The 24,966-nt window shown below is 41.0% G+C and carries 20 protein-coding genes and 1 pseudogene; 11 read left to right on the plus strand and 10 right to left on the minus strand.

The window, feature by feature from the left end; translation table 11 throughout:
* Positions 1–10: 10 nt before the first annotated feature.
* Together GWP40_RS04375 and lspA are read right to left on the minus strand one after the other, a co-directional pair.
* Positions 11–244: a hypothetical protein gene (locus tag GWP40_RS04375; RefSeq protein ID WP_212566212.1), complete on the minus strand. Its 234-nt coding sequence runs from the start codon at positions 242–244 to the stop codon at positions 11–13.
* Positions 245–790: a signal peptidase II gene (gene lspA, locus GWP40_RS04380; RefSeq protein WP_212566213.1), complete on the minus strand. Its 546-nt coding sequence runs from the start codon at positions 788–790 to the stop codon at positions 245–247.
* A 352-nt stretch (positions 791–1,142) separates the two neighbouring features.
* On the opposite strand from lspA, the gene GWP40_RS04385 reads away from it, so the two are divergent.
* Together GWP40_RS04385 and rny are read left to right on the plus strand one after the other, a co-directional pair.
* Positions 1,143–3,530, plus strand: coding sequence for a tetratricopeptide repeat protein (locus tag GWP40_RS04385; protein WP_212566214.1), 2,388 nt, complete (start codon positions 1,143–1,145; stop codon positions 3,528–3,530).
* A 115-nt stretch (positions 3,531–3,645) separates the two neighbouring features.
* On the plus strand, positions 3,646–5,187 hold the full coding sequence (gene rny / locus GWP40_RS04390; RefSeq protein ID WP_044013731.1) for a ribonuclease Y: 1,542 nt from the start codon (positions 3,646–3,648) through the stop codon (positions 5,185–5,187).
* A gap of 366 nt (positions 5,188–5,553) precedes the next feature.
* Here the strand turns inward: rny and GWP40_RS04395 are convergent, their stop codons facing one another.
* Genes GWP40_RS04395 through GWP40_RS04405 form a run of 3 tightly spaced genes read right to left on the minus strand, consistent with a single transcriptional unit; the run spans position 5,554 to position 7,672 of the window.
* On the minus strand, positions 5,554–5,988 hold the full coding sequence (locus tag GWP40_RS04395) for an Rrf2 family transcriptional regulator (RefSeq protein WP_212566215.1): 435 nt from the start codon (positions 5,986–5,988) through the stop codon (positions 5,554–5,556).
* A 6-nt stretch (positions 5,989–5,994) separates the two neighbouring features.
* A complete protein-coding gene (locus tag GWP40_RS04400; RefSeq protein WP_212566216.1) occupies positions 5,995–6,855 on the minus strand; it encodes an SIR2 family NAD-dependent protein deacylase in 861 nt (286 codons plus the stop codon).
* Positions 6,839–7,672 carry a protein-ADP-ribose hydrolase gene (locus tag GWP40_RS04405; protein ID WP_212566539.1) on the minus strand — a complete coding sequence of 278 codons (834 nt, stop codon included), beginning with the start codon at positions 7,670–7,672 and terminating at the stop codon, positions 6,839–6,841. The genes GWP40_RS04400 and GWP40_RS04405 overlap by 17 nt, the downstream gene beginning before the upstream one ends.
* A 271-nt stretch (positions 7,673–7,943) precedes the next feature.
* On the opposite strand from GWP40_RS04405, the gene fic reads away from it, so the two are divergent.
* The 6 genes from fic (at position 7,944) to GWP40_RS04435 (ending at position 10,975) form a co-directional block, all read left to right on the plus strand.
* On the plus strand, positions 7,944–8,819 hold the full coding sequence (gene fic / locus GWP40_RS04410) for a protein adenylyltransferase Fic (protein WP_212566217.1): 876 nt from the start codon (positions 7,944–7,946) through the stop codon (positions 8,817–8,819).
* Between the two features lie 102 nt (positions 8,820–8,921).
* A complete protein-coding gene (locus GWP40_RS13585; protein WP_371922032.1) occupies positions 8,922–9,161 on the plus strand; it encodes a PD-(D/E)XK nuclease family protein in 240 nt (79 codons plus the stop codon).
* Between the two features lie 177 nt (positions 9,162–9,338).
* Positions 9,339–9,881: a hypothetical protein gene (locus GWP40_RS04420; protein ID WP_212566218.1), complete on the plus strand. Its 543-nt coding sequence runs from the start codon at positions 9,339–9,341 to the stop codon at positions 9,879–9,881.
* A gap of 143 nt (positions 9,882–10,024) precedes the next feature.
* Positions 10,025–10,321: a hypothetical protein gene (locus GWP40_RS04425; RefSeq protein ID WP_230974597.1), complete on the plus strand. Its 297-nt coding sequence runs from the start codon at positions 10,025–10,027 to the stop codon at positions 10,319–10,321.
* A complete protein-coding gene (locus GWP40_RS04430; RefSeq protein ID WP_212566219.1) occupies positions 10,321–10,692 on the plus strand; it encodes a type II toxin-antitoxin system VapC family toxin in 372 nt (123 codons plus the stop codon). Before GWP40_RS04425 ends, GWP40_RS04430 begins: the two co-directional genes overlap by 1 nt.
* Before the next feature lie 49 nt (positions 10,693–10,741).
* Positions 10,742–10,975 (plus strand): hypothetical protein, encoded by a 234-nt coding sequence (locus GWP40_RS04435; protein ID WP_230974598.1) that lies wholly within the window; start codon positions 10,742–10,744, stop codon positions 10,973–10,975.
* Positions 10,976–10,985: 10 nt separating this feature from the next.
* Here the strand turns inward: GWP40_RS04435 and GWP40_RS04440 are convergent.
* Together GWP40_RS04440 and GWP40_RS04450 are read right to left on the minus strand one after the other, a co-directional pair.
* Positions 10,986–14,096, minus strand: a pseudogene (locus GWP40_RS04440) (TOTE conflict system archaeo-eukaryotic primase domain-containing protein); the annotation flags it as partial.
* A 58-nt stretch (positions 14,097–14,154) separates the two neighbouring features.
* On the minus strand, positions 14,155–14,460 hold the full coding sequence (locus tag GWP40_RS04450) for a hypothetical protein (protein ID WP_212566220.1): 306 nt from the start codon (positions 14,458–14,460) through the stop codon (positions 14,155–14,157).
* Positions 14,461–14,769: 309 nt separating this feature from the next.
* Here GWP40_RS04450 and GWP40_RS04455 point away from each other — a divergent pair, with 309 nt between their 5' ends.
* On the plus strand, positions 14,770–15,696 hold the full coding sequence (locus tag GWP40_RS04455) for a helix-turn-helix domain-containing protein (RefSeq protein ID WP_230974601.1): 927 nt from the start codon (positions 14,770–14,772) through the stop codon (positions 15,694–15,696).
* 136 nt (positions 15,697–15,832) lie between these two features.
* Here the strand turns inward: GWP40_RS04455 and GWP40_RS04460 are convergent, their stop codons facing one another.
* Positions 15,833–17,602: an ABC transporter ATP-binding protein gene (locus tag GWP40_RS04460; RefSeq protein WP_212566222.1), complete on the minus strand. Its 1,770-nt coding sequence runs from the start codon at positions 17,600–17,602 to the stop codon at positions 15,833–15,835.
* Between the two features lie 251 nt (positions 17,603–17,853).
* Here GWP40_RS04460 and GWP40_RS04465 point away from each other — a divergent pair, with 251 nt between their 5' ends.
* Positions 17,854–20,055 carry a DUF262 domain-containing protein gene (locus GWP40_RS04465; RefSeq protein WP_212566223.1) on the plus strand — a complete coding sequence of 734 codons (2,202 nt, stop codon included), beginning with the start codon at positions 17,854–17,856 and terminating at the stop codon, positions 20,053–20,055.
* Between the two features lie 403 nt (positions 20,056–20,458).
* On the opposite strand, the gene GWP40_RS04470 is transcribed toward GWP40_RS04465, so the two are convergent.
* Both GWP40_RS04470 and GWP40_RS04475 read right to left on the minus strand, forming a co-directional pair.
* The gene (locus tag GWP40_RS04470; RefSeq protein ID WP_212566224.1) at positions 20,459–22,204 is read right to left on the minus strand and encodes an ABC transporter ATP-binding protein; all 1,746 of its coding nucleotides are present in this window, start codon (positions 22,202–22,204) and stop codon (positions 20,459–20,461) included.
* A gap of 137 nt (positions 22,205–22,341) precedes the next feature.
* A complete protein-coding gene (locus tag GWP40_RS04475; protein WP_212566225.1) occupies positions 22,342–23,313 on the minus strand; it encodes a helix-turn-helix transcriptional regulator in 972 nt (323 codons plus the stop codon).
* 728 nt (positions 23,314–24,041) lie between these two features.
* On the opposite strand from GWP40_RS04475, the gene GWP40_RS04480 reads away from it, so the two are divergent.
* Complete coding sequence (locus GWP40_RS04480) at positions 24,042–24,938, plus strand: helix-turn-helix transcriptional regulator (protein ID WP_212566226.1); 897 nt, start codon at positions 24,042–24,044, stop codon at positions 24,936–24,938.
* Positions 24,939–24,966: the final 28 nt, after the last annotated feature.

Here is a 24,966-nt window from a genome sequence, read left to right on the forward strand (position 1 = left end):
TTTTTGCGGCTTATTTTTTGTTATTTAATCCGTATTTGTTCATTATCTTCTTCATAATTTTACCATAAAAGAAAAACGATAATACAATACCGGCAATAACTGCAAAAGGCAGCGCTGCAAAAATACGTTCATTCACGAATTTTGCCAGCAAAATAATGATTGCAGCACATACTGCGCTGCATCCGGCAATAAGTACGAGCGTTACCAATGTCCCGATAATTAAAAAAAGAATAATATTCCGCATTTATTCCCCATTGTTCGGCTCTGCCGGAGTTTTGCTTTTGCCCTTTCCTTCCTGTATGAGCAGTGCAACGAATAAACCCACTCCGCATACCACAATAGCGGAATCTGCGATATTAAATGTCGGCCAACGTTCCAAACCGAAAAGACCGAAAAATTTAACGTCGATAAAATCCACAACGCCTTCCGCTCTAAAAAATCGATCGAGTAAATTACTGATTCCGCCGCCGATAATGCCGCTTAAAAACCAACGCTGTTCCCGTGGAAATTCCGATTTAAAATAGAGTACGCAAATACCGGCAATAAAGCAGGCGGGGATGCAGGCTATTACGACAAAACGCATAACGGAGGAAAGTCCGCTTCCGAAACTGAACGCTGCACCGGTATTGTAAACACAGACAATTCGTATCAGGTCCCCGAAAAAAGAAGCCCCCACAGACCACGGATCAATCGATTTAACAATCAGCCATTTAGTTAGTTGATCAAGTGCAATAACCGCAAAGGTTAGTATAAGCGGTAAAAAGTAATCTCGTCTGTTTTTGATATTCATCCGCATAGTATAGTAGATTTTTTCCGAAAGGTCTACAAAGTCTGAAAGGCAACCAGCATTAGAGTGTTTTTTTTACGCCTCCGCAGAATAATAGGCTGTTCAACCAGAGTTGAACCTCTTCGCGGTTCAAATGGTCTCCCAGCCTATTATTCTGCGGCATTGAACATATCTGTCTGATGCTGTTGCCTTTCTCCTGAAATAAGCTGTGCGAAATTTTTTCTAAAATTTCGCGGGGATGTCGAAAAAGTAACCAACTTTTGAGACATCCCCGTTCCCAAAAACATTGAAGCGCATAATGCTACCTAATTTATCGGATTTGGAAAAAAGCCGATACATAATAAGGAAGGGCGTTATGATTTGTATCTATTTTGAAATTCCCTATGAACGGCAGCTAATGAGAATTGCTCCGTTTGAAATACAAAAATTATTGAATGCCGTCGTGGAATCGGCTGAAGCAAACGGTGCTTCCTCATTTAAAGTTTCCTGCGCCTCGATTTACCGCTTCAGCAGCCGCGAAGTTGCTCCGGCGTTTTCCGCCAATTTATTTTTGCAAAATTTAGCAGATTTGCTGCGTGTTTATAAAAGACGAGTTGTAGATTACCGGATTATTATCGATTGCTGTGAAGAAACGGATTCTGACGATGCCATTGCAGATCATTTTGCCGCTTATAGGGGCATCCTTATGCCGAGTCGCAGCTTTTTTGCCTCCGCACAAGCGGAACGGCTTTTGAAAGCCTATATCCGGTTCGAATATGTGCCTAAAGTTAAACTCTACTACAGCGCTAATTTTATCGTACCGAAAACGGATCACACCGAAACAGCGGAAGCCCAATATCGTATCTACCTCTCGAATACCGGTACGTGGATACATGCGGTGTATCATTTTATGCTTGTCCATCCGCTTACCGAGCACGCGATAACGGCAGCGCTTTCGAAAGACGAACAGGCTCAATACGAGCAAGCTCAACATGTGCAGTATTATTTCCGTCGAAACCGATTTTGCTCCGATTATCCTGATTATTTTATTGACGCATTTTTATTATATACACGCCTCTACTTTCAGGTCTTTGTAAAAACTTATCATGCCACCGAATTAACCGTGATATATACCGAAAAAAATGCAGAGGCGGCACATTATCTGATCAATGTACTTCCCATTACCGCTCACTCCAAACTTATGTCGGAAAAGGTAATTTCGGTTGACGGCTTATCAGGTGATTTCTTACAACTTGCCTATCTTACGATATATGCGCCATCATTTATCTTTGACGATGAAATACCGGAGTTTTTTCTTTTGCTGCATAAAAGCCCCTCGTTTATTACGAGTTTGTATGAATGGATGTATGCAGCCGGTATTACCGAAGTAAAAAACGATATGCATTCGGTAAGCCCCTACGCTGTCGAGCGATTAGAGCAGCGGCTCGGAGTAGAAAAGAATAAGGCTAAACAGTATATAGCTGATTTCCTATGGGATAAATATAAAACGGGGATGTTATGTCCCGATGAAAACCTGAAAGATATTTTTGGTACGCTTCAATTTGTTCCGGAAGATCAATTTATGCTGCATTATTTCTTCCACAAGTATTCAGATAAAGAAATTCCTCGGATTGATATCAGTCCCTTTAAGTCTACAGTCTTTTTTTCTGCTCTTGAAAGCTATCAAAAAGCATTAAAAATCAGTAAGCAAAAAAATATTAACGAAGCGGTTTATGCGGTCAAAAAAGCGGTCAGCTCCGTTCAAGCGCATGCCTTTCCTGCAGGAGAATACCGTGCCCTTTCCTGTGTAGCATTTCTGCATTTGTCTCAAAATAAAATAGAAGATGCCGTAACCTATTTTCAATATGCTCTTGATATTGCCGAATTGCTGAACGACAGTAGTTTTATATGCGAAGCATTGTTTAACCTCAGCATCAGTTGCTTTTTGCAGAATAATTTACATACTGCTGAAAATTTTCTCGATCGCCTCTTACAGGATGCAGAGCGTTATTTTGAACAACCTAAAAAGATACCGTGCTTATTTATGCAGGGAAGAGTCGCATTGCAGTTAGGGGACTACGGCAAAGCGGAGCTTTTATTTCAAGAGGCTGAAAAAGCAGCTTCGAAGCACTTCCAAGAATGGGCGCCCCTTTGTAGAATTTGGTATGCAAGGGCATTATCCCAAAAAGGGCAAACAAGTAAGGCACAGCCGATACTCATTGCAAACCTTGATAAATCGCCTGATGCAATCTTGTTTCTCATCGAATCATTTTTGCTTGCTCCCATTCTTCGTGACGAGCGTGAGCAGATACAAGTGAGTTCCGAAACATTTACCGCTGTGCTTGAGCCGTATCAAAGCGGTTTTGCACTTGCTGAAGAGTTTGTCTGGGGAAATTTGTACGGTAAGCCGACAATACAGGTGTTTTATACCGCTATGGATAGCTATTATCGTTTCCGGCTTGCGTTCAATGCGCTGGAAGATTCAGCCCAAATGTATATTCAACAGCTTGAAGATACCGCACGGGATGCGCTTAAAAATCATGATATGTACGCTTCGATATATTCGTATCTTTGTTACGATGCGCTCCTCCGTAGAGAAGGAAATACATCCGATAGCGCAAACGGATATTTAAGCCGTTCGTTTAAAGCGCTGCAAAACTGTATGGACACGATGACGGAGAATACGGTGCGTGATAAGTTTATTTTCCGTAATGTATGGAATGCAAAACTCTACGCCGCTGCGCAAAAAAATAAATTGATTTAAGAGGAACAACCGGATAAAAACGATGTTAAATATGTCAAATAGAAAATTATTGACATTTTAAGGTATTCAGTATAAAGTTTAAGATGACAGTTATTTACTGTTATAAGGAGCAAACATGACTGGAATCATGATGGTGATCGTGTGTATTGCTCTCGTAATTATCGGTTTAATTCTTGGATGGACGATTCGCTGGCTGTATGCCAGATTTCAACTATCTGCTTCTGAACAGCGTGCAGAGCGGGTTTTACAGGAGGCTATAAAAGAGGCTGAAGCTCAAAAGAAGGATATTCTTCTTGAGGCAAAAGAACAACTTATTCGGGAAAGAAATCAACAAGAACGAGAGAACCGCGAACGGAGAAGCGACCTTCAACGGATGGAACGCCGCTTAACCCAGAAAGAAGAACAGCTGGATAAACGGCTGGAATTGGCAGAAAAAAATGAAAAGCAACTCGTTGAGCGGAAGGATGCGCTTGACGAACGTGAAAAAGTCTTGGATGGGGAGGAAGAACGGTATAAGGAAGAGCTGGAGCGGATTTCCGGTTTGACACAGGCGCAGGCCAAGGATTTGATTATACAAAGCCTTGCCAATGAAGCGAAAAAGGATGCGCAGGTTCTTATCAATAGAATAGAAGAAGAAGCGAATCTTACCGCTGAAAAAAAAGCGCGTGATATTTTGGTTACGACCATTCAGCGGCTGACGACGGAGACAACAAGCGATATAACCGTTTCTACGGTGAGCTTGCCGAGTGATGAAATGAAGGGGCGGATTATCGGGCGTGAAGGGCGCAATATACGTGCGCTGGAAACCTTGACCGGCGTCGATATTATTATCGATGATACGCCTGAAGCGGTGGTTATTTCTTGTTTCGATCCGGTGCGGAAAGAAATTGCTCGTATTGCATTGGAGCGGCTTATTCTAGATGGCCGGATTCACCCTGCACGGATTGAAGAAATCGTGCAAAAAGTTACGCGGGAAATTTCGCAGACCGTGTATGAAGAAGGGGAAAAAGTGCTCTTTGACCTCGGGATTCACGATATGGGACAGGAAATGGTGCGTGCGCTCGGCCGCCTGCATTTTAGAACGAGCTACGGACAAAACGTATTGCAGCATTCCAAAGAGGTCGCTATTTTGGCGGGTACGCTTGCCGCAGAAATCGGCGCGAATGTAGAAATCGCAAAACGCGGCGGCTTACTGCACGACATCGGTAAGGGCGCCGAAGCGGATTCCGACAAAAACCACGCCGAAGTCGGTATGGAGATGACGCGGAAGATGAGCCTCGATCCGCGTATCGTCAATGCGGTCGGTTCACACCATAACGATATTGAGCCGTCCTGTGTGGAATCCATACTGGTGCAGATTGCCGATGCCATTTCCGCTGCACGGCCGGGCGCCCGCCGCGAAACGATGGATAACTATGTCAGGCGGCTGGAAAACCTTGAGGCAATTGCAGAAGGGTTCCAAGGCGTCGAAAAAGCGTATGCAATCCAAGCAGGTCGTGAGCTGCGGGTATTGGTAAACAATGAAAAGATACCCGACCAAGAAGTGAAGGCCTTGGGCAGAGATATTGCGAAAAAGATTGAAAACGATCTGAAGTATCCCGGCCGTATTCGGGTAACGCTCATCCGCGAAACACGTATTATCGAATACGCACGATAGCAACCGTAAAAGAGGTCGTCAAAAGCCGTTCTTCGTGTAGGAACGGCTTTTTTATTATTAAACCTGTTAGGAAACTCGCCTTTCTGAACAGGTTACCTTGAAATGCGATGTTCTCGCATCGTAGGTCTATTTTCAGCGGTACAGATGGTGCCGCTGAAAAACACTTCGAGTTTGCGCAGAACCGTCTCAGGATGGCGGGCACATAAAACAACAACGACGTTTTACAAAAATCAGATTTTTGTAAAACTCGCAAGTCAATTTACACTACGGATGGTGTAAATTGACGATGTCGCTTATTTACGTATGCGCATTCCGCGCACAAATGCAACAGTCTTCGAGAATTGACATTCTCTCAACTATTGCATTTTAAGGAACACTTCCCCTAGAATCTATGCTTAAATCGGCAATTGTTGTTTTGTTAAGCGAATCCTTCATTGCATTTTGGGCATCTTCTAATGCAGAATCAAGCACACGATGAATGTTGCTTCCCACAGGACATTTGGGATTCGGCTTAGGGTGAAAATTAAAAATATCCCGCTCTTCTTCGCCTTCATTGATTGCGTTGTACACATCGAGCAGTGTGATTGTATCTGCCGACTTTGCCAAGTGCGAGCCGCCGACCCCTGCCGCAGTTTTCACCAGCCCCGCTTTTTGCAGCTGCAGCAAAATCTTCCTTATAATAACAGCGTTTACGCCCGTGCTTGCGGAAATAACATCCGACGTAACGCGCATATCTTTTTCAAAATACTGAATACACAAAAGCGTATGTACCGCTGCTGTAAAACGAACACTGATTTTCATATTCTGCTATTGTACTATTTCCTGCAAAATTTTGCCAATGTCATCATTGATGCAGATCGCGCGCTCTTGTATTTCGTATGGCACAAACGCTTCCCCAAAATTGATGCAAGCATACCGCGCGTTCGGATTTTGTGCCGTCATTTGCCAAAACGGATACTTTATAATTCCGGGGGTGTTTCTTCCAACACCAAGCTCAAGGAATAAGACTTTTCCATCTCCCCCCTGTTGAGTCGTTTGTACTATATTCCGGCTTTGCAAAAATGTGGTATAGCGATCTGATGCTCTGTGCCAGCTCTCGTCGGTAACAAAAGTATCATCTGCGCGAAGATTCATACTCATCGGTTTTCCGCAAACGGGACAATAGGGCACAAGCGCTGACGGGATTTTCATCTCGCGGCGGAATTCCCACATTGCGCGGATTTGTTTTTCATTGTCGTATGTTTTTTGATGACACGGTTCACTGCATTGGAACAGCCCGTAGTCGCCTTGTGTGTAAAAGAGCCGCTCTTTATTAAAACCCGCTTTTTGAAAACAATGGTCAACGTTTGTGGTAAGCACAAAATAATCTTTGCCTTGCACAAGCGAAAGTAGATGAGTATAAACCGGTTTTGGCGGATTCATATAACGATTTATCATAATATAGCGGCTCCAGTATGCCCAACGTTCTTCAAGTGACGTAAAAGGAGTAAAGCCACCCGAATACATATCTTGAAAACCGTATTTTGCCGCAAAATCGGAAAAGTATTTTTCAAACCGCTCACCGGAATAGGTGAACCCTGCCGAAGTGGAAAGTCCGCTTCCTGCGCCGATAACAATGGGTTCCGTTTCCTCAAGCAGTTGTTTTAATTGCTCAATCGCCTCTGTCATATAAAATCCTTTTGTAAATATGTTCATCTTTTTCAGTAAACACAGTAAACACCACTTTTATGCTATCAGCTGCCGCTGCTGCGTCCGATCTTAACATTGCGAGCTCGTTTTTTTCTTTCCAGTTTTTAACCGTAGCGATGGCAATCTCCGCAGCCTTTTCCTGCGGAAAGCGGAATACACCGGTGGAAATACAGCAGAATGCGATTGAGGAAATACCGGCAGCTTGTGCGAGATCAAGGCAAGAAGTATAGCACGATGCAAGCAAATCGCAGTCAGTTTGAGTAAGTTCCCCATCTACTATCGGGCCAACCGTATGCAGTACATACTTGCACGGCAGATTAAACGCAGGAGTGATTTTTGCCTGACCGGTTGGCTCTGCATGCCCTTGCTTTTTCATCATAGCATCGCACACAGCACGGAGCTGGATTCCTGCAAAAGTGTGAATGCAGTTATCGATGCATGCATGGCAGGGTTGCCAGCAGCCGGTCATTCCGCTGTTTACTGCATTCACGATTGCGTCAACTTTGAGCGTCGTAATATCTCCGCGCCATACATACAAATCTCCATTGCCCCGTGCGGTAACCGGTTTTAAGTCGGCAAGCTCGGTAATTCCGCGCGCGGTATTTTCTTCTTGCAAATACTCATCTTGCACACGCAAAAATGCTTCACTGGCCGGAAGAGCCTTGCGTACATTCACCAGAGAGCGGAGAAGCTGTTTTTGTTCCGTTTCACTTTCGGGAATCTGCATATTACCGTATTGTGGATGTTCAGCAAGGAGATATTCAATCATGAAAAGCCGCCGTTCCGTCTGTGTCATCATTCACCTTCTTTTACAACCAGTTTTCCAACCTTTTCGTTTGAACAAATTACTGCTACCTTCATAAAAACCTCCATCCGGCGCGTATTCCGCCGATTGGGAAGCCCCTGAATTAATCTTGAGTTTAACGGGTCCCATGTATATTAGTTTGTAACCGATTGTTGTTTCAATCTGATTACAACATCAATATACAACAAAATTGTTGTAATGTCAATAGAACTTCTTGTTTTTTTATGAAAATATTAACGCTGTTTGACTCATAAGGAACAAGATGGATAAAATATCGATTAGATTTTTTAATGATACGGAAGTTCGCGCCGTTTGGGATGAAGAACAGTCCAAATGGTGGTTTAGTGTGCTTGATATCATCGGTGTTCTAAATGAGCAGCGCGAATATGAAAAGAACCGTAACTACTGGAAATACTTAAAAGCAAAGCTCAGAAGAGAAAATCTTGAGTTGGTTAGCGCTACTACCCAACTGAAATTAACTGCTGCCGATGGGAAAAAATATAAATCGGATGTAATGGATTACAATCAGGTGATAGAGCTTGCAAAAAATTTTCCGAACAATAAATCCGTGCCGTTTATCCAGTGGTTTACCTATTCTGAAGAAACAGTAGACGCAAAGAGTAAAACAAAAGCATACGCACTCTTTGAAAGTTCATTGCTGAACAGTATTGAAGTTGGCACGATACAGGGATTACAGCAGATTCATGCCTATCTTTTTGGAGGGCTCTATGATTTTGCCGGTAAAATAAGAACCGTGAATATTTCAAAAGGCGGTTTTCAGTTTGCGGCAGCAGAGTTTCTTGAACAAAATCTTGCCGGAATAGAGAAAATGCCTGATACAACATTTAAACAGATTGCAGAAAAATATGTCGAGATGAATATCGCCCATCCTTTCCGTGAAGGTAACGGGAGAACAACAAGGATATGGCTGGATTTAATTCTCAAGCGTACATTAAAAAAGTGCATCGATTGGAGCAAAATCAATAAAAGAGAATATCTGAAAGCTATGGCGGAAAGCGTAATCGACTCAGGTAAAATAAAAGCTTTGCTGCAAAATGCTCTGACGGACAAAATCAATGACCGTGAAATGTTTATGAAAGGGATTGATTATTCCTATTATTACGAAGAAGCGGAGTAATATGCACCATTTTCTGAATATTTGCTACATATCTTTGCTATATATCCCAAAAAGGAGTATACTTGGGGCATGCTGGATTTACTGAAGGAATAAAAGATCGAAATTTCAAAGGAAGAATATAATTCTGTATGGGATGGCCATGAAGAGAAAAAGGGTTATATAGATTTGTTGATAACAAATCTATATAACCAAGCAATCATTATAGAAAATAAATTAAATTATGCTCCTGACCAGCCGAATCAAATTGTTAGGTATATGAAATATATACAGGAACAAAAATTCAGAAAAAATAGCAAAGTTGATATGACGGTCGTTTATCTTACATTAATTCTCGGACATTGATAGTTATCATTCATCATTTAAAGATTATACCAAGCTTATAATAGACGCAAAAAATGGAATTGATGGAAAGGTCTTAAAATATCGTAGCGCTATAGATAGTAATAAAAAGAAAGGGAGTTTAGTAAAATTCTTAGATGATTGTTTATTAAATCAAAAGATATAACAAGTCCAGAAGTTATGCTTACAAAAGTTTACCTAGAACAATATAAAATTTTGCTTGGACATTTGGGAGGTAGTGTCGCGATGTTGGAGTATCAAAAAGAATTGCTTAAAAGCATTTATTCATCTGAAAAAAATTGTAAGGCCGCAAAAGATTTAGTTGAAGTTTTTGCAGGTGACAAAAATGGAGAAAACTCAATAGTTAGTTCATTTATAACTGATCAATTAAAGAATTTTGTTGAACAATTGGGCTTTTCTTTTAATGGTTGGGGATATGTAATTACAAATGATATAACTTCAGATTACTTATATGTGTTTGGTCAATTCAGAAACTTACAAATTGGTTTCACAAATGATGAAGAGAAAATTTCTGAGGAACATCAAAAAATCTATCAAAAAATTTTAGAAGAAGTTTATAAAATTAAAATAGATGGTGCAGATGATAAGTGGGTGTGGCTACAAATAGAACCATTAAATGGTAAAGAAAATCTTGATGAATTTCTAAAATTTTATACAGATTTACTAGTTGGAGTGAAGAAAAGATTTTTAAAAGTAAAATAGGCATAATATCGTTTTCAAAGCCGACAAACGGGAAAACTCTGTTTTCGATGTAAAACAATGTCATTTTGATTATCAATCGCTTGAAGTAAATAAGCTTAAGTGAACCTCTAAAGCCTAAGGTTTTTAGAAGTTCACTACTGAAAATGAAATTGAACTTATTGCCAATTATCATAGATGAATTTTTTTATAAAATATGGTACACTACAAAAAATGGAGGTTCTTATATGTCAACACTACCCTTTGAGCAACTTTCAGCACAAGTTGATATGCTTTCTTACACCGAGAGAATCAGATTGCTTAATAAAATAGTACAAACTTTACACACCCCTATAAAAGTTCATAAAAGAGAAGCCCCCGACTTTGACGCTGCCTTTGGTTTATGGAAAGATAGAGAGATTTCTGTTCAGGAAATAAGAACCAAGGCTTGGGGGCGCTCTTAATGCTTTATCTTTGTGATACGTGCATTCTTATAGACTATCTTCGCGGAAAAACAGGTGTTCAACAAAAACTTAAACAAGATAGAAAACAAGGTTTGGGAATGTCTTCCGTTACATATATGGAATTAATGGTAGGAGCTTTTAATAAACGGGAAGTCGGCATCATAAAAAAAGCCTTTTCGGATTTTGAGATTGAGGAAATTTCTGAATCAATTTCTGTAAAGGCAAAGAAGCTCATTGAAAGATATACTAAAAGCCACGGTCTTTTGATTCCGGATGCCTTGATCGCTGCGACAGCATTAGAATTGGATATACCATTGTATACTGCGAATATTAAGGATTTTCAGTTTATTCCGAATTTAATTTTGGTATAGATCATTATACGGTTTTTATAGAGAAAAATTATAGCAAAGGGAACCACAATTGACCAAAAACTATCAAACCTTTATAGAACATACCGGTAGTACGCTCACAAAAAAGAATGCGTTGCCGAATGAGTATTTTAACACGTATCAATTCTCTTCCGAATACGGTAAGGGCTTCACCGCCGTATACGAGCTTGATTCTTATGCGAATATCTGTATTGCTAAGCATTCATATACCAGCGATTTTGAGTACTCCGTTTCGACGGAAGATTCCATCATTTTTCATGGTTAAATTTAGATTATTTAATAATTTCGACTTCAATGGCCGATGCGATCTCAGGATTGCAAATACGGATGCTGCAGTCTTCCGCTTCCGAATATCCGAGAAAATCGATACTACCGTACCATAAAATTTTTTCATCGAATACGGCAAGCCGTTGAGAAACGTTTTCTCTTTTAAAAACGGAAGCCCCTGCCGCTGCAAGCATATCGATATACGGCTGCTGCTTTTTTTGCCGTTCTTCATCTTTATGCAGCCTTGTTATTATGAAAATTTTGCATCCGCTTGAAAGTATTTTCGGTACGAGCGGTAGAAATTTTTGTATTTCCGTTCTTGAAAGATACGGCGAACAGATGACGGCGGAGTTTTTTGCGTTCATGCAGTCGTGAATAAAATCGGTTTTGTAATCATCGGCGGAATACAATTTTGACGTTTCACTCTGTGATAGCTCTAAATCGGAAGTGAGCTTTATCGCATAGCCGAGCTGCTTATAGCCTTTAAGCCGTTTTTGATACATACGATCGAAAACCGGAATACGAAAATCAACATAGTCGAAAATCTGCACTTCGTCTTTGCCTACAAAATTTCTATGCAGACGTCCGCAGTATTGTGCGAGCGTACCTTTCCAACTGAACGGCATTGCAAGCATAAGCGTATCAAGCCGCGGATGGTCAAAACCTTCTCCGGCATATTTTCCTGTTGCAAGTACGACAAGCGATTCGGATGCAGGGACTTGTCTGAGTGTTTCAAGCTGTTCTTTCTTTTGTTTTTGCGTCCCTTTACCGGTAATCACGATAACATGGAGCGCAGCATCTTTGAGATATTCTTTTAACAAGTTTAAATGTTCGATTCTATCGGACAGGATAAGCGGCGTTCGTCCATTTTTGACAGCGGTTTGCACATCTGAAACGATTAATGCATTCCGCGCCTCCGCTTTTATCATTTCGGAATAATAATTTTGTATTGAATGTTTTGAACTTTCCGTATTATCCGCAACGATATGAAAGTTCGTAAAACGGGGAATAAAATAATGCTCAAAGTTTTGTGTTTTACTCATCTGCTTTGCTGTTGTCGAATAAAGAATGTGCCCACATTGCATAAAGATGATTTTTTGCCGACCGTCACGGCGTATAGGCGTTGCAGTCAGCCCGTATACGTACTTTGCGCGGAAGCTCTTTACGAGATTTTCCGTTCCAAAAGCTGAAACGTGATGACATTCATCCACGATAAGCATACCATAAATATGTCGCCGTGGTTTTACCGCATCCGAATTTTTCTCTGTAAGCGATTTAATAATTGCAATGTCGATAATTCCGGTCGACATATCTTTTCCTGCAGCGATTGTTCCGGCTTCATAATTTAAAAATCGCTTGATTGCCTTTCTCCACTGCTCTAAAAGCGTGTGCGTTTGCACGAGAATTATTGTATTGACTTTCCGTTCCGCAATTAGTGCAGCAGCAGTTACAGTTTTTCCGAAACCTGTTCCGGCAGATAGAATTCCGATATCCGATTTAAGCATTGCGTGTAAAGCTGCATTTTGCTCTGCATATAATTCCGCAGTAAAATTAACTTCGATGTGTGTACCTGCATATCGCTCATCTTTAATTTCATAAGGCGTATCGCAATCGTTTAATAATTTTTCGATCTGACTGAGATTACCGCGCGGCAGCAACAAGGCGTTTTCAGTTCCTGCAGAACAATCGATATAACGCGGAGTGTTATACAGCGGGAGACGCATCTGAAGATTTTTGAAATACTCCGGATTTAAGAAAACAGCTGTCCGCCGGAATATTCCCAGCGCCCGCTCCGAGATTCCGTTCTTTGCAATTTCGATTTGATTGGAAACTGTAATGTGTACTATCGAAGAAAAATCTTTTTCCGTCAGTAGTACGCTTTGCGGCAATTCCTTGTTGAACCGATTCCCCTGCGATGTTTTAAGAACTTTGTATGCCGCGTTGGGTTTCACACTATCACCGATTGTATTGATTTCACCGTCATCAACATCGCTCGGCAAAAAGTCCGGTATGGTTTTTGCAATTTCATCGCAGCATACTCGCATGGCTTTTTCAGATAATTTTTTAATGGAGTTTAAATACGCCCACTGGTCATCGAATGGAATAAAATCTTCGTCTACAAAAACCGAACACTGATTTTTTACCGCTTGTCCCTGTAGCGGCAAAGCAATTAAATTACCGTAGCCTCCTTTCGGTATTGCATCCTGATTAGGAAACATACGGTCGAAAGATTCAAACGGTAACGAATGCCGCTCATTCATCGCCGCCTGTAAAATCAATGCGCCGAAATTGCGCGCACGTTTTGCGGCTATATTTTCACTAAAAAATATCCAAAGGTGAGCTCCTTTTCCTGAACGCGATATTTCAACCGAAACGGGAATAGAAAATACCGCACAGGTTTTACGGACAGCCGCCACATCCTTTTTCCACGAATCGGAACTCCCCGTATGCGAATCGAAATCGAAGGTATAACTTCGGCAACCAAATAAGGTTGCCTCGTTAACCGTCAAGTTTCCTTATCGGAAACTTGCTTATTGACGTGTGCGCTATCGCGCACGAATTCGGCAGTTTTCGAGAATTGATATTCTCTCAACTGTCGAATTTATAGGAAGGCCAGAAACCGGCATACATCCCCTTCAATGAGCGGATATACCCCGATAACATCGCGGCAGGCTGCATCTTTTCCTGCCAAATGATTAAAAATATACCGGCCGGAGAGTGGAACGGGAAGTTTAAACGGACAGGCAGCGCACGAATAGTTTTTCATATCGCATTTCCCGCGTTGCCACTTGTTCTGGCAAACCGGTGAATAGCCGCTTTTATTTGATTTTGCATTATACCAGCGCAGCGCAAAGACATCCTGTCGGCCGATAAACAACGATGTATATAAATTGATTTTTTCCTGCGCTGCACTGCTCCGATTAACAAGCGGATGTGACGGCGTGAATGTATCCGCTGCTGTCGAAACTTCCCCTTTTGCGATTACCGCGGTGCTTTTTTTCTTCAAGGTGCAGCAGGACATCTTCATGCGCCATTGCAAAAGAACGTATCAATCCGATAAGTTCTTCGTGAGGAAGTGTTTCCAAATATGATAAAATAACGGTTGATATATCGGCCATTGTGCGTACAAATTATATATCGGCCTGTTCTATATGGAAATAAATGAACTATTCGGTTTTAAAATAAATCCGATAAGGTTTTTAGAGACGTCTTAACGGAAAGCAGCTTTTGGGATAGTCTGCCTGCGTGTTTGAGCTTGGCGTAGGGGGGGGCGGTTTCCGCTATTGCACCGCTTTCCAGCACGGTGCTTTCGCTGCCTACATCCAAAGCGGAGGACGCCTCATCCGGCAGCAGTACCGATGCATCCTTTAATAAGGCTCTCGCAAGAGTCGCATACCTTCCGAAATACGATAACCGGATAAAACCGTCGGAGTCTGCCGTTATTTCTTTCAAATTGACAGAACTCAAGGCAGCGATAATCATATCTTTTAGCAGAGATTGATTCGTGCGGAGGGTTTAATACCCCGACGCTTGCGTCGTAACGAAGGGTATTAAAGCCGACTGCAACCACCTTATGAGAACATACAGTGCGAAACGTTGAGCACTGTACCCCGATGCTCGCGTCGGGGTATGTTGATTTTTTACGTTTGAGATTCCCTTATGAAGAATTTTATAAGCTTGAAAGTTTCGGTATAATACATACAATTATTGACAGATGAATTTTCTTGTAAAATGGAGATACCTTCAAAATTGACCAACAGCTATCAAAGTTTTATAGAATATACCGGTAGTATGCTCACAAAAAAGAGTGCGTTGCCGAACGAGTATTTTAAAACGTATCAATTCTCTTCCGAATACGGTAAGGGATTCACCGCCGTATACGAGCTTGATTCTTATGCGAATATCTGTATTGCTAAGCATTCATATACCAGCGATTTTGAGTACTCCGTTTCGACGGAAGATTCCATCACCATACAGCAGTACGATTCCATCGATTCGGATCGACGCTATCCGCAGGGAAATGTTTCGGCGGGGATGCAGTATATCGACTATGCGCCGGACAATCGCAGGTACCGGTATGTGATCAAAAAAGATGTTCCTGCAAAAGTGATCAGTGTTCAGCTGCTGCCGGATTATTATGAAACGTATCTGAAAAAAGAGTTCGGCGTAAAAGGTATCGATTTGAAAAAGGAATTGCAGGTGTTTCCGCATGGCATTTTTATTCCCGAAATTGCGTCGATATTTAACCGTATCTGCATTTTCAAAGGCAGTAAAATCTCTACTCGATTATTTTTCAAAAGTAAGATAGATGAACTGACTGCAATCATTATTCAAAAAGCGGAAGAGCTCCGCCATGCGGATGACAGAAAGATTGCCGTTTCCGATAGATACGCTGTTGCAAGGATTATGGAATATGTGAACGCTCATTTGTCGAAGAACTTTTTATTGTCGGAACTGGCATCCGAAGCGTATATGAGTGTTTCAAAATTCAAATATGTATTTAAAGCAATTACGGGGCAAAGTTTTTCCGATTACATCACGCAAAAAAGAATGGAATTGGCATGCGAACTGTTGGTACAGAGTAATCTCTATGTAGCGGAAATCGCCTATCGGCTCGGCTATAAAAATGCAGGAAGTTTTTCCGTTCAATTCAAAAACTATACAGGTGTGCTGCCGTCGAATTATCGTTTAAACAGAGCTTGCGGCATTATAAGATAATAGTCGGTTCTGCAGAAATATCACTCGAGTCTTTTGAGATGCTTTAGTGGATATTTCAGAACAGTTGTGTATAGAGGGCAATCTACGGTATACGTAATGAACCATTATCATAAAATTACCCGTCGCGCCAGCCTCCTTACATCCTCCACCGTTCCGCTTCATATTGAATATTCCACAGCCTGCGGTACAGTCCGTTGTGTGCAATCAGTTCATCATGTGTACCTCGCTCGATGATTGTTCCGTTTTCCAGCACGAGAATCTGATCGGCGTTCCGTATGGTAGAAAGTTTATGAGCAATCATAATCACCGTTTTATTTTTCAACAGTTCTTGCAACGCTGTTTGGATCATCCGCTCGTTTTCCACATCGACGTTTGCCGTCACTTCATCCAAAAGAACAATCGGCGCATCCTTGATAATCGCCCGTGCAATGGATATGCGCTGCTTTTCTCCGCCGGAAAGCCGTGAGCCTGCTTCTCCGATAACGGTGTCATAGCCGCTTTCCATCGCTTCAATAAAATCCGCACAACCTGCACGCCGAGCCGCTTCTTGCACGTCCTCAACCGTCGCATCAGGCCGTCCTATTCGGATATTGTTCAGCACGGTATCGTTAAACAAAAATACATCTTGAAATACAAAGCTGATATTCTTCAACAGGTTTTCATACGACAGCGTTTTTATCTCCTTGACGCCGATGCTGATCGTCCCGTGTCCCTGCATAATATCCCAAAAGCGGGCAACCAGATTCGTAACCGTTGTCTTGCCGCTCCCCGAAAGTCCGACGAGCGCCGTCGTTGTTCCCTCCGGTACGCAAAAACTCACATCCCGTAATACCGGCGTTTGACTGTATGCAAAACTCACATGGTCAAAACAAATATCGAATTGCTTCAATTCTTCCGGCGCTTTGTTAGACGCACACATCAAATCGTGCATTTTAGGAATGTTCTTAATTTGATTCATTCGGTCGATGGACTGCTGCGTCATCTTGGAAAAGATACTGAATATGCCCATCGCTTCCGCACCGGTAAAAAGGCTGAACGAAGCAAGCATCAACAAAAATGTTTGCGGGAATGTAAAGTCCTTATACACCAGAAAAAGCCCCGAAAGAAATACGATTCCTGTGGTAATCAAGCGGAAGCATAATTGATAGATGCCCATCGGTGGGATATGCACAAACTCTCCTCGTACGGAAAAGACGCGGAGTTTTTCGTATGATTCTTGCGTTTTGGAAAATTGTTTTTCCGCCATATTGTAGGCTTTCAGTACATGTAGTCCTTTGATAAATTCAATCGTGTCTTCAGTTACCGTTCCGATTAATTTTTGCCGGTTTAGATTGAGCGCATCCTGCCGTGTGGCAAGATAGCGGTAGGCAAACCACGTCGGAATGAGCAGCGCAAGCACCAACAAGAAAATGCGGTAGTCAAATGAAAGGCAGATAATCAGTGCGATAACAAAGGTTGGAATGCCGACCGCAACTTTTTCAATAACGCCGATGCCTTCTATTTCCAAAAATGCCGCATCGGAGGTAATCGTCGAAACTAAATCGCCTACATTCTTTTCGTTAAAAAAGCCGAGCGAAACTTTTCGTAATTCCTTACCCAAAAGTTTGCGTTCTTCGGCCATGCACTTATACCCTGCACCCGAACGGAAATACGAAACAAGATAGCGCAGCACAATGCGTATAAGAATGCTTGCCGACATAACGAGCGAATAGCGAATCATTTCCTGTGCCGTTAACGTCTCCGTAACGTCAGGATTAAATTCCGGCATCCGCGCAGTAATATGAAAGGCGGTCATCAACGGAACTACAATCAGCCAGCCGTCAAAAAAACTTAACACGAGCGATGCATACAATTGCTTTTTTTGCCCGCCCATCAATTTAATAAAATCCCTTACCGTTTTTAACATGGCGCCTCCAACAGATTCCTCTGATTTTAATCATTTTCCCGCCCGGCATCTGTACAATCAACACAACATTGTCTTCCTGCAATATATTTTGGCTGACGACATAAGCGAGGGCAAGCAACTCAGGGTAGTAGTAAGATATGCTCATTTGTGATATAAGGTTAGTAGTTGTCTGGACTTATTTGATAATCGTACAGCTATGTTACTTTATAAACGTCGCGTTTGCTAACCCGCAAACGCAAGGAAAAACAATTATGCAAACAGAGACACATTCCATTCATGATATTTTAGCGAAAAATGCAACCTCATTTTTTATTCCTCCATTTCAAAGAGCTTATGCATGGGGCAAAACAGAAATAGAAAGGTATTTTAGCGATATTATCAGGATTATTAATTCCGAACTTGATACGGCACAATCCGATAAACTTGAACACTTTTTTGGAACACTCGTTATAAAGGAAGAAAAAGCAGGATTTGTGAATAAGTCCATTGTTGTTGATGGGCAGCAACGATTAACCACGACACTGCTCTTTTTGATTGCTTTACGAGATAATGAACCCAACAAAGAAAATAGAGGCTTTATTACTGATACTTATTTAACTAATAACGCATCATCTTTTCAAGATAAAATAAAATTAAAGCAAGTTTCAAAAGATTGGGATGCCTATCGTGCATTGATAAATGGAACAAGTGCAAAACCCGGTATAATAAAAAATGCGTATGATATATTCACTAAACTAATAGCAAATATAAAAATATCACGTCCTGAAATTACATTGGAAAAATATATTGTAGCCATCCAACGGCTTAATGTTGCCGTTATTTTCTTAGATGAAAGACCATTTAAAGGTGAAGACCCGCAAATTATTTTTGAAACGCTCAATTCTTTAGGAAAACCGCTCACTCTATCCGATTTAATCAGAAATTATGTCTTGCTCAATATGGACTGTACGCATCAAGCGATCATGTATGAAACAATTTGGTACCCAAAAATTGAACTACAATTAGCCGGTAGTACGTCGGACTTTTTTCGAGATTTTTTACAGTATAAAAAATCTACTTCTATAAAAGTGGTAAGTGATAATAACACAAAAGAAATTTATGCAAACTTCAAAAACTTTGTCGAAGAATCGTATGCTAATCATAAAGCTTTTATTGACGACATCGTAAAGTATGTAAAACTTTATACTTGGATTATACAAGCAGAAATCACTGATACTATTTCACCAGATAAAATAAAAGACAGTCAAATAAAGGAACTGTTGAGGAATATTTTTCATGATATAAAAACCGAAGCATTTAAACCGTTTATCCTTGGACTGCTTTATTATCATCAAAATCAAACAAGCACTATCATATTTAGTGATGATAATTTTATAGCGATATTGCAAATCATTAGAACGTATCTAATACGGAGACGAATAGCACGGCTAACGCAAGGAGAAAATAAAAATATCGTACTTCTCTGCAATCGCATACATGATCTCGTGCAAAAGAAAATTGAAATGATCGATTTATTATCAAGTATGTTTTATAAAATGAGACTTCCGAATGATGATGAAATGCGGCAAGTCTTGATGATTTCAAAATTTTATGAAGATTTTAAAACGTATGGAAAATTTATTCTGGGAAAAATAGAAGAACACAATGCAAAAGTCCCGGTTGATTTTAGAAATGCTAAAATCACGATAGAACACATTATGCCGCAGACACTCAATGATGAGTGGAAAACAATGCTTGGAAATAATTATGAAGAAATATATAAAAAATATTTGCATAATATTGGAAATCTCATTCTAACAGAGTTTAATAGTGAAATAGGGAACAACCCCTTCAAAGATAAGAAAACCAAACTGCACACCTCTTCTTTATATTATAGACTGGAAATACTTAACAATGATGTTTGGAATGAGGATAGTATAAAACAACACCAGTCAAATATGATTAATTGGTTCTTGGAGACATTCCCATTACCTCAACAATATCAAGCAGCTTCTAACTATGATAGAAAAAAACCTGATGTCACAACCTTTTCCCCTATAGACGACGATGCCGGTGATTGGGCAGAGGGGAATAAACCGGCAAAAATGATAATCAACGAGAGCGTTTTTAATGTCTCGACTTGGCAAGATGTATTTATAAAGTTTATCACATTTATGAAAGAAGATAGCAGATATGATTTCCAATTTATCCTTGATAATCAAACTGACTTATTCAATCGCGAAGGTGTAATTCTACACTGGGGTTTATTAAAAACGATTATAGACAAGAATATAGATCTGACCACCCGATATAAATCATTTGATGGGCTATTCCCGGATAAAATCTCAAATATTAAAGGCGATATGCTGTTTATTCATACCAATATATCCGCAGCAACATGTATGACTCGTATTGCAAGCGTTATGACCAAGTTTGATATGCCGAGAGAATTTGTGATTATTACTTTAAAGTAATATAGATTTGCTACGGATTTTGACGACCTCAAATATTTCTTGTTTTGATACCGCTTCAGCAATATGTATGTAGGAGTAATTTCTATTTCTTTTCATCGTAATACACCGTATAGAAATTGCCTTTTGTGTCCGTACTTTGTTCGATGTTTTGACTGTCGCCATCGATAACGATTTATATTTTTCTATTCAGTTGGAAGATCTATTCGCCAAGGATGGCAATCGTTGATGCGGAATCGATGTTTGAGGCAAAGCCGAAAACTCGCCGTCAAGGAAGCTGTCTTTAGTATTTAACGCTTGATAAAAAATCAACAGTATCTGTCAGCTACTTGAGGGATATACCCGCATTCAAACTTTTTACCATAGCCACTGAATTTACAGAAAGGACTTCACAGTCTCACCGTTTTTAACATACCGATTCCCCTATTACCCTTTCCAGCTTCCAGTTCCGGCTTTGCTCGTGTGTGTCCCACAGCTTTGCATACAGCGGCGAGGTTTTCAAAAGTTCGCTGTGTGTTCCCGTTGCCGCGACCGTTCCGTTATTCATCAAGATAATTTGATCACAGCCGGTAACCGTCGACAGCCGGTGAGCAATTAAAATAAGTGTCTTATCTTTACACAATTGTTCAAGCGACTTTTGTATCTTTTGCTGATTTTCCATATCCGCATAGGCGGTCGCTTCGTCAAGAATTAACACCGGTGCGTTTCGCAATAGAGCACGTGCAATAATAATCCGCTGCCGTTGACCTCCCGACAATTTTGCACCATCATCTCCTGCACTCGTGTTGTAGCCATTTTCAAACGCAATGATAAACTCGTGACAATATGCATTTTTTGCCGCTTCAATCACTTCCTCATTGGATGCATCGGGCTTCCCAAGCCGTATGTTTTCCATAATTGTCATGTTGAATAAAAAGGTGTCCTGCGTTACATAGTTGACCCGCTGCATCAGCTGATCCAAAAATAAATCTCGATACGCAACACCGCCTATTGTTATACTTCCTTCCTGTACATCCCAAAAGCGTGCAATAAGATTAGCGACGGTCGTTTTACCGGAACCTGAATGCCCGACAATCGCAGTCTTTGTTTTTTCAGGGAACACAAGTGAAATATCATGCAGCACCTGCACATCTTCATACGCAAAAGAAACATGATGCAGTGCAATTTCGTTATTCGGTATTTCACCGACGGCTGTATCGGGTTCTTGTAATTCAGGAGCAGAGAGAACTTCGTTGATGAGGCGTTCGCCGTTTTTAATGTAATAAAAGTTATCCATAAATTCCGTGAACTTTAAAAGAGATGTACCGATTCCGACGGACACCAACACGGAAAATAAATATAAGTGCGCGCTCAAACTTCCGGCGCAGTATAAAAAGCCGCCGACGCTCAGCACGCTCGCTAAAAGCGAGGAGAGCATAATGATTGAAGGGGAGGCGGCAATATACATTCTGTTATAAAGATGCAGCGTTGCGGTTTTATACTCGTCGATGGAGGTGTCATATTTTGAAAGCGCCGCATCTTCCCGTCCGAAAATTTTTATTTCTTTATTCCCACGAATATATTCGATAACGCGCCCGTTCATCGTTTCAAGCATTGTATAATAGGTTGCGGCAAACTCGTTCATAATGCCGATATACATCGGAAGATAGAAAAGCAAGGTCAATCCCGCAGGTACCAATAGTGAAAGTCCCATCCGCCAATCAAAGCTGAAAAGCAGCGCAATAATACTGACCGGTAGCAGCACGTTTGAAGTCGTTTCGGGGATTGCATGTGCAAGCGGATATTCAAGCCGCTCGATGCTGTCGATCAGCAAACTGTGAAAGTAGCCGCTCCCCTTTGTCTGCGTGTAGCCGAGCGGCATACGCATCATCTTTTCCGTGACGGCAAGCCGTATTTTTTTCAAAATGGAAAACGCCGTCTTATGCGAGATCGCAGTCGAAAGACAGTGCATCAGAATTTGAAGCGAGAGCGCAAGAAAAATCAGCAGCGCATATTGCAGCACTGTCCGCTCACTGCAGCCTTGCACAATATCAAGCAGCAGCCGGTACACCAGATAATACGGTGCAAGGCCGAAAAAAACCGACCCGATTGCCAACGCCACGGAAACGCCATAAATCGGAATATGTTCTTTTACAAAATCCTTAAATCGCATGGTTTGTTTATACGTCTTTTTGAATGAGCTGTCCGTAATACCGGTAAAAGTTTGTCTGATGGCGATATATTTTGGCTAAGAGCGAAATGATGGCAAGTTGTACTATAGGACATCTTCTAAAAAATGCTCGTCAACTGTCATTCCCCGCACTTCTTCCCCCTCATCTCTCTTCGTAATTCGCCGGGACTAACTCCGTAATATTTTTTAAACGCAGTTTGAAAATACCCGTCGCCGTAATAGCCAACCTCACGGGCAATCTGTGTAATCGACACATCGCTGTTCTTCAAAAGCTCAACCGCTTTATGCATCCGCACATTTTGCACATACCCATTAACCGTAGTATGGTTGGTTTCTTTAAATCCCGTTACCAGTTTTTCTCTATTTAACGCAAATTGTTTCGACAACGCCTGAATCGTCGGCGGATTCACCGCGTGCTTTTCAAGATACACACGCAATGCATGCAAACGCGCTTTATCATCCGCTGATAAATGCACCGTCCGTTTTTCCGTATGCGAATAGATATAGTCAAAAAGATACACAAACGCTTCCAACGCCTTCGCCTGTATATACAGCACGAGCACATCACCCGTCAGCGTACAGTTTTTCAGCTGCTCACAGATCGCGGATATCTGCGGAATATGCAGCGGAGCAGGATTAAGAACCGCCGCCGCACGTTCCCAAAAATCATCAGGCAGTGCGATAGGCAGCGTTTCAAAAAACTGAGGACGATACGAAAACCCTGCATTGACAATCCGTACGTGCGGGTTAATCCGTTTAAACCCATGAAAAATCGGTTCGTTCACATAGACATTTAATCCGTAGTCCACCGCATCCGGCAAAGGCTTTCGGCATGCATCATACACTTCCACCGAACCCTCGTAATACCGTCCGATCTCAATTCCCCGCTCGTCAACCGACTCCTCTATGATACACGGCCGCTCCAGCGTGCAGTCGGACACAATCCCCATTGCAGTTCGCGTATTCCCCATAATAGTAAAACCTCTCGTCCCCAGCTCAGGCGACGCCGTGTACCGAATACACCCCACTTCCACTTTCTTTTCAAACCCCAGCCGCTCCCAATCCTTCCAATAATCTTCTATTGTTCTCATAGTGTTCTCTTCATTATGGAAACCTCTAAAAGCCAACCGAGTTTTTAGAGGAGCCCTTTACAGCTTCTTCGATTGTAGCGTATTTTTTATAGATGGATAAGGAGGGGAAAGTCTCCCCGAATAAAAGCTTATGCCATGGACGGCACAAAAGAGATTATGCGCGATGTTTTTGTGCAACAAAAACTCGTGCCCATCATTTTACACGGACGTAAAATGATGGGCACCGCTCCATAAAAGGCCGCTGCTTCTGTTGTTTTGTAACAAGGATTTTCGGTACCCTCAAATCTTGTTCCTGCGGTATCCGCGCAGCAGTCTTGTTATTCCCACGGAAATCAATTTTCACCTCTTTCATAGATTTTGGAGCCGAAACCACCGGAAACCCATTAAAAAAGCGCATCATTCTTTCTAAAAACATCATAGAAACGGTTACATTGCACTATCATTTTTCAAAAATTGATTTCCGTGTGTTATTCCGCTACCCCCTCGTCTCATCAATGTGAAATATGGTATATTTTGTGTTTTTTCATATACTTTATTATGGCGCAGAGCGTTCGGCAAAACTATACATCCGTGTATAGTTTTGACTGCAAGTTGTAGCTCTGCCACGACATTCCTACTCTGACAGAATGTCAGTGCTTCTAAAAGGAACGGCGGGTATGAAAACCTCCGCATAAATAACGTAAGCATTTCAGAATGAAAAAATGTGGTTTGAAGCATGAGGAAAATAAATGAATAAAACTGCCGAATATAAAACAGCCGTGATACAATTGTATAAGGGCGTTAATCTTGAATTTTATGATACCGAGACCGATGAAGTATATTTTCTTCGCGGAAAACCGCGTAATGTATTTAGAATCGATTATTGCAAACAAGGTATTTTGGAAGGTGAATTTGAAAATAAATCTTTTTCATATTTAGGCGAAAAAGAAGCGGCAATTAATTACGAAAAACTTGCACTGTTAAAAACATATTTTCCACTGAGAATTTACAAAGGAGTAAGCATTTTATTTTTTCTCGATGAACTGGATGAAAAATTTGCCGCCGTAACGGAAATCTTTGATATCGATATTAATAAGATTTGTGCAAAATTGGATTTAAAAAACGGATGGTATAAACTGAAACCGGAATCGGAAATTACAAAAATTTTAGATGCGTTATATGTAAACACGGATATGCACGATCATATTTATTTTCAAATTAAAATACTTGAAATTCTTCATTATTTGAACAGGCTTGGTCTATCGGCATACCGGACAGAAGAATTTTTTTCAGGCTATAATATCAATAAGGTAAAAAAAATTCATGCCTTTATTGCCGATAACCTTGATAAGAATATTTCATTTCAACAGCTTGTAAAAACGGAAGGGATAAGTTACACAATTTTTCAAAAATTGTTCAGACAAATATACGGCGACAGTCCGTATTCCTATCTAAAAAAATATAAACTAAAAACGGGAGCGTTTTATATTTCTTCTACAAACAAAAAAATAGCGGAGATAGCGGCTGATTTGGGTTATGCAAATGCGAGTAAATTCTCCGATGCCTTTAAGTCGATATACGGGCAAACACCGCTGCAGTACAGAAACACCCTTACGAACCCTGCTAAAAACGATAAAAATTCATAGAATCTTCAAAAGTATTTTTCAAAAAAAA

This window comes from Treponema vincentii (assembly GCF_018336815.1).
Lineage (GTDB): Bacteria > Spirochaetota > Spirochaetia > Treponematales > Treponemataceae > Treponema.